Origin of the sequence: Mycobacterium sp. (genome assembly GCF_050701675.1) — a bacterium.
Lineage (GTDB): Bacteria > Actinomycetota > Actinomycetes > Mycobacteriales > Mycobacteriaceae > Mycobacterium.
This window is the reverse complement of record NZ_JBOGDD010001213.1, coordinates 1-9,347: the sequence shown is the minus strand read 5'-3', so window position 1 is coordinate 9,347 and position 9,347 is coordinate 1. Positions and strand designations below refer to the sequence as shown.

General features: G+C 68.2%; 13 protein-coding genes. 8 read left to right on the top strand and 5 right to left on the bottom strand.

Annotation, left to right across the window (positions count from 1 at the left end; all coding sequences use genetic code 11):
- On the bottom strand, window positions 1–704 hold a 704-nt coding region (locus ACRDUX_RS37690), incomplete at its 3' end, for an ArsA-related P-loop ATPase (protein WP_526422120.1).
- A gap of 48 nt (window positions 705–752) precedes the next feature.
- Here ACRDUX_RS37690 and sp36 point away from each other — a divergent pair.
- From sp36 to ACRDUX_RS37675, 3 genes are read left to right on the top strand one after another with little or no spacing between them, the layout of a single operon-like run.
- Window positions 753–914: a Sp36 family protein gene (gene sp36, locus ACRDUX_RS37685; RefSeq protein ID WP_526422118.1), complete on the top strand. Its 162-nt coding sequence runs from the start codon at window positions 753–755 to the stop codon at window positions 912–914.
- Window positions 911–1,366 (top strand): RidA family protein, encoded by a 456-nt coding sequence (locus tag ACRDUX_RS37680; RefSeq protein WP_526422116.1) that lies wholly within the window; start codon window positions 911–913, stop codon window positions 1,364–1,366. Before sp36 ends, ACRDUX_RS37680 begins: the two co-directional genes overlap by 4 nt.
- On the top strand, window positions 1,363–2,181 hold the full coding sequence (locus ACRDUX_RS37675; protein WP_526422114.1) for an MBL fold metallo-hydrolase: 819 nt from the start codon (window positions 1,363–1,365) through the stop codon (window positions 2,179–2,181). The genes ACRDUX_RS37680 and ACRDUX_RS37675 overlap by 4 nt, the downstream gene beginning before the upstream one ends.
- Window positions 2,182–2,244: 63 nt before the next feature.
- Here the strand turns inward: ACRDUX_RS37675 and crp are convergent, their stop codons facing one another.
- Window positions 2,245–2,919, bottom strand: a complete 675-nt coding sequence (gene crp, locus ACRDUX_RS37670) for a cAMP-activated global transcriptional regulator CRP (RefSeq protein WP_526422112.1) — start codon at window positions 2,917–2,919, stop codon at window positions 2,245–2,247.
- A 100-nt stretch (window positions 2,920–3,019) separates the two neighbouring features.
- Complete coding sequence (locus tag ACRDUX_RS37665) at window positions 3,020–3,304, bottom strand: hypothetical protein (protein ID WP_526422126.1); 285 nt, start codon at window positions 3,302–3,304, stop codon at window positions 3,020–3,022.
- A gap of 229 nt (window positions 3,305–3,533) precedes the next feature.
- Here ACRDUX_RS37665 and nth point away from each other — a divergent pair, with 229 nt between their 5' ends.
- Genes nth through marP form a run of 4 tightly spaced genes read left to right on the top strand, consistent with a single transcriptional unit; the run spans window position 3,534 to window position 6,881 of the window.
- A complete protein-coding gene (nth, locus tag ACRDUX_RS37660; protein WP_526422124.1) occupies window positions 3,534–4,214 on the top strand; it encodes an endonuclease III in 681 nt (226 codons plus the stop codon).
- A gap of 14 nt (window positions 4,215–4,228) precedes the next feature.
- A complete protein-coding gene (locus ACRDUX_RS37655) occupies window positions 4,229–4,903 on the top strand; it encodes a TlpA family protein disulfide reductase (RefSeq protein WP_526422110.1) in 675 nt (224 codons plus the stop codon).
- Window positions 4,900–5,697, top strand: a complete 798-nt coding sequence (locus ACRDUX_RS37650; RefSeq protein WP_526422108.1) for an NUDIX hydrolase — start codon at window positions 4,900–4,902, stop codon at window positions 5,695–5,697. Before ACRDUX_RS37655 ends, ACRDUX_RS37650 begins: the two co-directional genes overlap by 4 nt.
- The gene (gene marP, locus ACRDUX_RS37645; protein ID WP_526422106.1) at window positions 5,694–6,881 is read left to right on the top strand and encodes an acid resistance serine protease MarP; all 1,188 of its coding nucleotides are present in this window, start codon (window positions 5,694–5,696) and stop codon (window positions 6,879–6,881) included. The genes ACRDUX_RS37650 and marP overlap by 4 nt, the downstream gene beginning before the upstream one ends.
- Before the next feature lies 1 nt (window position 6,882).
- Here the strand turns inward: marP and ACRDUX_RS37640 are convergent, their stop codons facing one another.
- Complete coding sequence (locus ACRDUX_RS37640; RefSeq protein WP_526422104.1) at window positions 6,883–7,869, bottom strand: alpha/beta fold hydrolase; 987 nt, start codon at window positions 7,867–7,869, stop codon at window positions 6,883–6,885.
- Window positions 7,869–8,387: a phage holin family protein gene (locus ACRDUX_RS37635; RefSeq protein WP_526422102.1), complete on the bottom strand. Its 519-nt coding sequence runs from the start codon at window positions 8,385–8,387 to the stop codon at window positions 7,869–7,871. Before ACRDUX_RS37635 ends, ACRDUX_RS37640 begins: the two co-directional genes overlap by 1 nt.
- Before the next feature lie 208 nt (window positions 8,388–8,595).
- On the opposite strand from ACRDUX_RS37635, the gene ACRDUX_RS37630 reads away from it, so the two are divergent.
- Entirely contained in the window at window positions 8,596–9,252 is a 657-nt protein-coding gene (locus tag ACRDUX_RS37630; protein ID WP_526422122.1) for a S1 family peptidase, read from the top strand.
- Window positions 9,253–9,347: the final 95 nt, after the last annotated feature.

Genomic DNA, 9,347 nt, shown 5'->3' with positions numbered 1-9,347 from the left:
TCCTTGAGCTCGTCGATCGCCTCCAGGGTCTCCTGGATCGGGAGCGCCTCGAGCAGGGTGACGAGGTGAATGGCGGTCAGCTCCGAATGGAGGAGCTTGACCACACCGTCGGCCTGCGAATGCACGGGCCCGCCCTTGGCCAGGTCGGACACGGCCTGGGTGACGTCGAGGAACCGGGCGATGCGGCCCGTCGGCGGCGAGTCGACGACAACGGCGTCGTACCCGAGGTGTTTGCTCTTGGCCTTGTCCTTCTCGATCCGCACGACGATCTCCTTGATCTTGCCGGTGAGGAGGACGTCCCGAAGGCCCGGCGCGATCGTCGTCGCGAATTCGATTGCGCCGATTCGTCGCATCGCCCGCCCGGCGATGCCGAGGTTGTAGAACATGTCGAGGTATTCCAGGAACGCGGCCTCGGTGTCGATGGCGAGCGCGTTGACCTGTCCGCCGCCGTCCGCGGTCGCGATCTTCACCTCTTCATACGGCAGCGGGGGTACGTCGAAGAGCTGCGCGATGCCCTGGCGCCCCTCGACCTCGACCAGCAACACCTTGCGGCCGCCCGCGGCGAGGGCGAGCGCCAATGAGGCGGCGATCGTCGACTTGCCCGTGCCACCCTTGCCGGTCACGAAGTGCAGACGCGCCTTGCTCAGCCGCGACGGCCAACCGACGGATCTGCGGTTGCTGGATTCGGGAACGTCGGTGGTCACCACAGCATGCTATCCGTGGCGTGCACAGTCACCGTTAAGCTCAGCGACATGAGCGAACTGACCAAGTGGGAATACGTGACGGTGGCACTACTGACGCATGCGACCAAGCAGATTCTCGATCAGTGGGGCGAGGACGGCTGGGAACTCGTCTCAGTGCTGCCAGGCCCGACCGGCGAGCAGCTCGTCGCCTACATGAAGCGGCCCCGGTGACCGCGTCGCAGCGATTGGCGGAGCTCGGGATCGAGCTGCCCGCGGTCGTCGCCCCGGTGGCCGCGTACGTCCCCGCGACGCGGACCGGCAATCTGGTCTACACGTCCGGACAGCTGCCGATGGTCGCGGGAGCGCTCCCGCAGGCGGGCAAGGTCGGAGGCGCCGTAAGCGCGGAGGACGCGAAGGCGCTGGCGAGGATCTGCGGCCTGAATGCGCTGGCGGCGGTGGACTCCCTCGTCGGCATCGACTCGGTGACCCGTGTGGTGAAGGTCGTCGGCTTCGTGGCGTCCGCGCCCGGCTTCAACGGCCAGCCCGGGGTCGTCAACGGCGCGTCGGAGTTGTTCGGCGAGGTGTTCGGTGACGCCGGCGCCCACGCCCGGTCTGCGGTCGGGGTGGCCGAGCTGCCGCTGGACGCGCCCGTGGAGGTCGAAATCATCGTCGAGGTGGCGTGACGGCAGACCCAGATCTGGAGCACCCCGCCTACGGCAAGCTTCGTCGTGTCACCGACACGGCGTCGGTGCTGCTGTGCGACAACCCCGGCTTGATGACCCTCGACGGCACCAACACCTGGGTGCTTCGGGGGCCGGGCAGCGACGAGATGGTGATCGTCGACCCTGGACCCGACGACGACGAACACATCGGCCGGATCGCGGGCCTCGGCAAGATCCCGCTGGTGTTGATCAGCCACAAGCACGGCGACCACACGGACGCGATCGACAAGCTGGTCGAACGCACCGGCGCAGTCGTGCGCGCGGTCGGCAGCGGATTCCTCCGTGGCCTCGGCGGTCCGCTGTCCGACGGTGAGGTGATCGACGCGGCGGGTCTGCGGATCACGGTGATGGCCACCCCCGGGCACACCGCGGACTCACTGTCGTTCCTGGTCGACGGTGCCCGGGGCGAGCGCGGCGACGGGAGAGGTGCAGTGCTCACGGCGGACACGGTGCTGGGGCGCGGGACCACCGTCATCGACAACGAGGACGGCAGCCTGCGCGACTACCTCGAATCGCTGCGGCGGCTGCACGGATTGGGCCGTCGGGCGGTGCTGCCGGGGCACGGGCCAGATCTCGAGGATCTCGAGGCGGTGTCCGCCATGTATCTGACCCACCGCGAGCAGCGTCTCACCCAGGTGCGCGACGCGCTCGAGGTGCTCGGCGAGGAGGCCACCGCACGGCAGATCGTCGAGCACGTGTACACCGACGTCGACGAGAAGCTGTGGGACCACGCCGAGTGGAGCGTCCAAGCCCAGCTGAACTACCTGCGAGAGTGATTTCGGCGCGCTCAGTGGCGCTCAACGCAACTCAGCGCGCCGAAATCGCGAAGGTGGGGGAGGCTAGCGGGCGCGGCGGGCCAAGCGCTCGGAGTCGCTGATCAGCACGCTCTTGCCCTCGAGGCGAATCCACCCGCGGTGGGCGAAGTCGGCGAGCGCCTTGTTGACCGTCTCGCGCGATGCGCCGACCAACTGGGCGATCTCCTCCTGGGTCAGGTCATGCGTCTCGCGCAGCGCGCCGCCCTCCTGCGTGCCGAAGCGCTGGGCGAGCTGCAACAACTGCTTGGCGACGCGGCCGGGGACATCGGTGAAGATCAGGTCGGCGAGGTTGTTGTTGGTGCGTCGCAGGCGACGGGCCAGAACCCTCAGCAGCTGCTCGGCGATCTCGGGCCGGTCGGCGATCCACGCGCGCAGGGCGTCGCGGTCCATCGACACCGCGCGAACCTCGGTGATGGTGGTGGCACTCGACGTGCGGGGGCCGGGGTCGAAGATCGACAACTCGCCGAACATGTCCGACGGGCCCATGATGGTGAGCAGGTTCTCTCGACCGTCCGGCGAGCGGCGACCGATCTTTACCTTGCCCGAAATGATGATGTAGAGCCGATCACCGGGCTCGCCCTCGGCAAACACGGTGTGCCCACGGGGGAAGTCCACGGGCTGCAGTTGCTTGGTCAGCGCGGATACCGCGGTCGGTTCGACTCCCTGGAAGATTCCGGCCCTGGCCAGGATCTCGTCCACGTTGCCCCTTAAACAGTTGGAAAAATATGACACGCGAAGCCCACCCAGTGCTGGATGGCGAAATCAGTCTAAGCGCACCAGGCTCTGCGACGTGCCAACGCTACACACGAAAGGCGTGGCGAGTCGGCTGAAATTCCGGATTGGATTCGTGGCGGGTGATGACTCGCACCGGCAAATCCCGTGCTGAGTCGTCGACGACGCGCTCTCGATATCCATAGACGTAGTCGTCGTCGACCAACGGGTACGTTTCCTCTTCGCTGCTGCGTGCTGCGGGCTTGGCGCAGTCTGCCTTGGCCTGTTCGAGAAACGCGGCGACGTCCCCTGGCGAGACGGTGTCGTCGGCGAGGCCCGCTTCAAGGCGGCTCAGCCCGAAGGTCGCCAACATCAGCAACCCCGGGATGAACGCTACGAGCAACCACGACACGAGCAGAAGTAAACACGCCGAAGGTCTCGGCAGGATCACGAAATGCCACCGGTCCGCGTCTATGCTTGTCGGTCCCCCTCAGTACGCTTGATCCGTGGCAGTACGCGCGGTGCCGAGCGGCACGTCGAAGAAGTGGTCAGCCAAGTTCGACGCAGAGACACACCTCGGGCTGGTACGTCGTGCGCGCCGGATGAATCGCACGCTGTCGCAGGCATTTCCGCACGTGTACTGCGAGCTCGACTTCACCAATCCGCTGGAACTCACGGTGGCCACCATCCTGTCCGCGCAGAGCACCGACAAGGGCGTGAACCTGACCACCCCCGCCCTCTTCGCGAAGTACCGCACGGCGCTGGACTACGCCAGGGCCGACAGAACCGAGTTGGAGGCGATGGTCCGGCCAACGGGCTTCTATCGGAACAAGGCCAATTCGCTGATGCGACTCGGGGAGGAACTCGTCGCGCGCTTCGACGGTCGGGTCCCAGAGACCCTCGACGAGCTGGTGACCTTGCCCGGCGTCGGCCGCAAGACCGCCAATGTGATCCTTGGCAATGCGTTCGACATTCCGGGCATCACCGTCGACACCCACTTCGGCAGGCTGGTGCGCCGGTGGCGATGGACCGAACTGGAAGACCCGGTCAAGGTCGAGCATGCGATCGGTGAGCTGATCGACCGCAAGGAGTGGACGCTGCTCAGCCACCGGGTGATCTTTCACGGCAGGCGGGTCTGCCACGCCAAGAAGCCGGCATGCGGTGTGTGCGTGCTGGCCAAGGACTGTCCGTCGTACGGTCTCGGCCCGACGGACCCACTGACTGCCGCCCCCCTCGTCAAGGGCCCCGAGACGGAGCATCTGCTGGCACTGGCCGGGCTCTGAGCGCCGCCGGTCCCATGCGCGCGTCGACCAGGTGGACCGTGGCGGTGCTCATCGTCATCGTCGCGCTGGCCGTCGCGCTGTGGCGGGAGGTCGACGGCTCGGACGACGCGGGCGGCCCCGCCGGCGGCCCGTCATCCTCCGCGGGGGCGGCCCGCGAGCACCGCGACGCCGATACCGCAGAAGCGCTGGCGGGCCCACGGGCACGTGCCGACCTGCCGCCTTGCCCGGCCCCGTCGGCGGGTCCTGGGCCCGGTGCGCTTCGCGATGTCACCGTGGAGTGCGCCGCGGACGGCGCCAGGGTCGACGTCGGACGCGTGGTCGGCGGGCGCCCCGTGGTGCTGAACCTGTGGGCCTACTGGTGTGGCCCATGCGCCGACGAGCTGCCCGCGATGGCCGAGTACCAGCGCCGCATGGGATCGGCCGTGACGGTGGTGACCGTGCATCAGGACGAGAACGAGGCCGCCGCGCTGGCGCGGCTCGCCGAGTTGGGCGTGCGGCTGCCCACCCTTCAGGACGGCCGCCGGCTGATCGCCGCTGCGCTCGAGGTGCCCAACGTCATGCCCGCCACGGTGATCCTGAGGTCAGACGGTACGGTGGCCGAAATCCTGCCGCGCTCGTTCACCAACGCCGATGAGATCGCCGCGGCGGTGGATCCGAAGATCGGCGTGAAGACGAGGGAGCCGGCTTGACGTCCAACGGTGACGGGGGACCGCCGGCTCCTCTCGATGCCGCAGCCGCTCCGGCGTGGCTGAAACCGCTGCTCGAGAACGTCGGTGACGTACCGCGCGCCTATCGCAGCCGAGTGCCGCCCGACGTGCTCGCGGCGATCACGGCGGCCAGCCAAGCGGACGAAGCGACGGCGGCGGGGGCCAAGCGCGACGCCGCGGTGCTCGTCCTCTTCTCGGGGCCGTTCGACTCGCCGTCGGGCGGGCTGCCGGAGGACGCCGACCTCCTCGTCACCGTTCGGGCCTCGACGCTGCGACACCATGCGGGCCAGGCCGCCTTCCCCGGCGGTGCAGCCGATCCCGGCGACGGCGGCCCCGTCGGCACCGCGCTGCGGGAGGCCCGCGAGGAGACCGGCATCGACACCAGCCGGTTGCGGCCCCTGATCACCCTCGATCGGATGTTCATCCCGCCGTCGGGCTTTCACGTCGTGCCCGTTCTTGCCTACTCGCCGGACCCTGGCCCGGTCGGCGTCGTCGACGAGAGCGAGACCGCCGTCGTCGCCCGCGTCCCGGTCCGCGCCTTCATCAATCCCGAGAACCGGCTGATGGTGTACCGCAAGGAGAACACCCGGCGCTTCTCCGGGCCCGCATTCCTGCTGAACCAGATGCTCGTCTGGGGTTTCACCGGGCAGGTCATCTCGGCCATCCTCGACGTTGCGGGCTGGGCGCAGCCGTGGAACGGCGACGACGTCCGCGAGTTGGACGCGGCAATGGCCCTCGTTGGCGGCGGCCTCGATTACCGTGAGGGCCAACAATGACATCGTCGCAGTGGCTTGATCTGGCCGTCCTCGCCATCGCCTTCGTCGCCGCCATCTCTGGCTGGCGTTCCGGGGCGCTTGGCTCCCTGCTGTCCTTCGTCGGGGTCATCCTCGGTGCGGTCGCGGGAGTCCTGTTGGCGCCGCACGTGGTCGCCCACCTCGACGGGCCGAGGACGAAGTTGTTCGTGGCACTGTTCCTGATTCTCGGGCTCGTCGTGATCGGCGAGATCGCAGGCGTGGTGCTCGGAAGGGCTGTGCGGGGTGCCATTCGGAACGGGGCACTGCGCACCTTCGACTCCGTCGTCGGGGTTGCGCTGCAGCTCGTCGCGGTGCTGGTCGCCGCATGGCTGCTCGCCACGCCGCTGACCTCCTCGGATCAGCCCAATCTCGCTGCGGCCGTGCGTGGTTCGCGCGTGCTGTCGACCGTGAACGACGTGGCGCCCCCGTGGCTGAAGCGAGTGCCGACGCGCCTGTCCGGGCTGCTCAGCACCTCTGGGCTGCCCGACGTTCTGCCATCATTCGGTCGCACCCCGATCGTGAACGTGGACGTGCCAGACGCGGCGCTGGCGGCCGACCCCGTGGTCGCGGCCACCCGGCCGAGCGTGCTCAAGATCCGCGGGGTGGCGACCAGTTGTCAGAAGGTGCTCGAGGGCAGCGGGTTCGTCGTCGCGCCCAACAGGGTCATGTCGAACGCGCACGTCGTCGCCGGTTCCGAGAGCGTGACGGTCGAAGCCGACGGGAAGACCTACGACGCGACGGTGGTGTCGTACGACCCCAGCGCCGACATCTCCATCCTCGACGTGCCCGACCTGCCGTCGACGCCACTGCAGTTCGACATGCAGGAGGCTCAGACGGGCACCGATGCGGTGGTGATGGGGTATCCCGGCGGCGGGGAGTTCACCGCCACACCCGGGCGCATCCGCGAGATCATCCAGCTCAACGGTCCCGACATCTATCACACCACCACGGTGACGCGTGAGGTCTACACCATCAGAGGCACTGTCCGGCAAGGAAACTCGGGTGGGCCGCTGATCGACCGCGATGGCAAGGTCCTCGGCGTCGTGTTCGGCGCCGCCGTCGACGACGCGGACACCGGCTTCGTGCTGACCTCCAACGAGGTGGCCAAGCAGATGGCCAAGGTGGGCAACACCCAGCGCGTGTCCACCGACACCTGCATCTCCTGAGTCAGCCTCCGTAGACCCCGTCGAGGAACGTCTTCAGTTGCTCGTTGACGCGCTCGGGATCCTCCTCGTGGGCGAAGTGGCCCGCGCCCGCAATGGACAGGTACCTGCCCTGGGGTGCGAAGCGCTGCGTGCGCAACACCGGATCGGCCAGCACGTACGGGTCCGCGTCGCCACGCATGTGCAGCACCGGAACCGTGAGCGGCCGCTTCATCGAGCGCATGAAGCGCCGCCCTTCACCGCGCAGCTGGCTGCGCACGGCCCAGCGCTGATACTCCAGCGCGGAGTGCGCGGCCGACGGTATCTGAATGGCCCGGCGCAAGTGACCGATGGTCTCCGAGAAGTCTTCTGAGGCAAGCCATTTGGCCCCCGCCTTGCTACGCACGACCGCCTCGAGTTCGGCGGCGTCGGCACGCGTCAGCACGCGCTCGGGCCACAGGGGCGGTTGATAGCGCAGCATCGACGGCAGCAGAGCCAGGCCCTGGTCGCGGCGCGTCAACGCCGAGGCGCGAAGCGCCACCGGATGCGGCGAGCTGACGACGGCGATGGCCCGCACGACCCTGGGATGCAGCACCGAGGTCGCCCAGCAGACGAGCCCGCCGTCGGCGTGTCCGACCAGCGTTGCCGTCTCGTGCCCGAGTGCGCGCACCAAGCCTGCGGCGTCACCCGCCAACGTCCAGCCGTCGTATCCACGCGGCGGCTTGTCACTGCCCCCGTAGCCGCGCAGATCGACGGCCACCACCCGGGCGCCCGAAAGGCCCCGCAGCTGATGGCGCCACGACCACCAGAACGACCCGAAGCCGTGCAGGAGGATCACCAGGGGCTGATCGCCGGCCCGCGGCGGCTCGTCCCTGCGCGGATTCGCCTCGACGACATGGAAGCGAATGCCGTTGGCGTGCACGTCCATGTGCCGCCATGGGCCCGCGATCCGCGTGACCGATGGATCGGGCGGCGGCTGTCTGATCTCGCCGCGGTCGCGGCTCCGGCCCATTACCAGCCGGATGGATCTGCGGTCGACGCGGCGCCGTTGGTGGAGACTGCCGACTTGTCCGGCGTTCTGTCCCCGCCGGGCACCAGCGCGACCCGCGCCTCCTTGACGGACTCGATCGTCTTCTGCGGGCCCCTGATCCGTCTGACCTTGAGGAAGCCCAGGAGCGCAAGCAACACGGTCACCACGATCATCACGCCGAAGACGATCAGAATTGCGGCCCACGCCTGCAGCCACAGATCGAGTAGCGCAGCGACGAAGGCGAAGAAGAAGAACGTCGAGTAGAAGAGCACGACGAGCGCCAGGATGAAGTAAACGCTGCCCGTCACGCCCTTCTTGACGTCGCGCGTGATCTCCGCACGGGCGAGTTCGACCTCGGCCCGGACCAGCGTCGACACCTGAGACGTCGCGTCCTTGACCAGGTCTCCGATGGACGGATCGGGCTTCGGCGCATGCGGATCGACCAGCGGAATCGATGTCACCGTAGTCGGAACGCCGCTCTTGCGGTCGCCATTGCTCACGGACACGCCCTCCCCGCTTCGTTGAGTTCGGGCTTCATGTTGCCATGTCGCGGCCGGTGCAACGATCCCGGCCGACGATAGACTGACCCGAGTTCGATCACGGATCGGGACTGTCGATGGGGGTGTCTTGCAGCGAGCACGGAGTCAACACCGGCGATTCCCGGTGTCCGCAGTCGTCGTCCTGCTAATCGTCCTGCTGTTCGGAGCCATGGGCGCGGTGAGCCTCGCGACCTCTCGCGCGGATGACCGCGTCATCCTCGGTGGAGGGTCGGGGATCGTGATCGACGGTGACACCTTCTGCACGCTGACCACCATCGGCAACGACAACCGCGGCAACTTGATCGGCTTCACGTCGGCGCACTGCGGCGAACCAGGCGCGCAGGTCGCGTCCGAGCGGGCGCAGGCCAGTGGCGTCGTCGGCACGATGGTCGCGGGCAACGAGGGCCTCGACTACGCGGTCATCCAGTTCGACCCGCAGAAGGTCCAGCCGGTCAACAGCATCGACGGCTTCGAGATCGACGGCCTCGGCCCCGATCCGGCGTTCGGCGAGAATGCCTGCAAGCTCGGCCGGACGACGGGATTCTCATGCGGCGTCACCTGGGGGCCCGGCGACAAGCCCGGCACCATCATCAACCAGGTGTGCGGGCAGCCGGGCGACTCGGGTGCCCCGGTCACGGTGAACAACCAGCTGGTCGGCATGATCCACGGCGCGTTCAGCGAGGACCTCCCCACGTGCGTGGTGAAGTACATCCCGCTGCACACCCCCGCGGTCACCATGTCGATGACCGCGGTGCTCGACGACATCAACGCCAAGAACCGGCCTGGCTCCGGCTTCGTTCCCGTCGGCGCCGCACCCGCCGTCTAGCTCAGGTGGTGGACCTCCTGCTGTCCGTACACCGGGGTGGGTAGACCTTCGTAGCGCGCCTTGAGCTGCAGCGCCAGGTACAGCGAGTAGTGCCG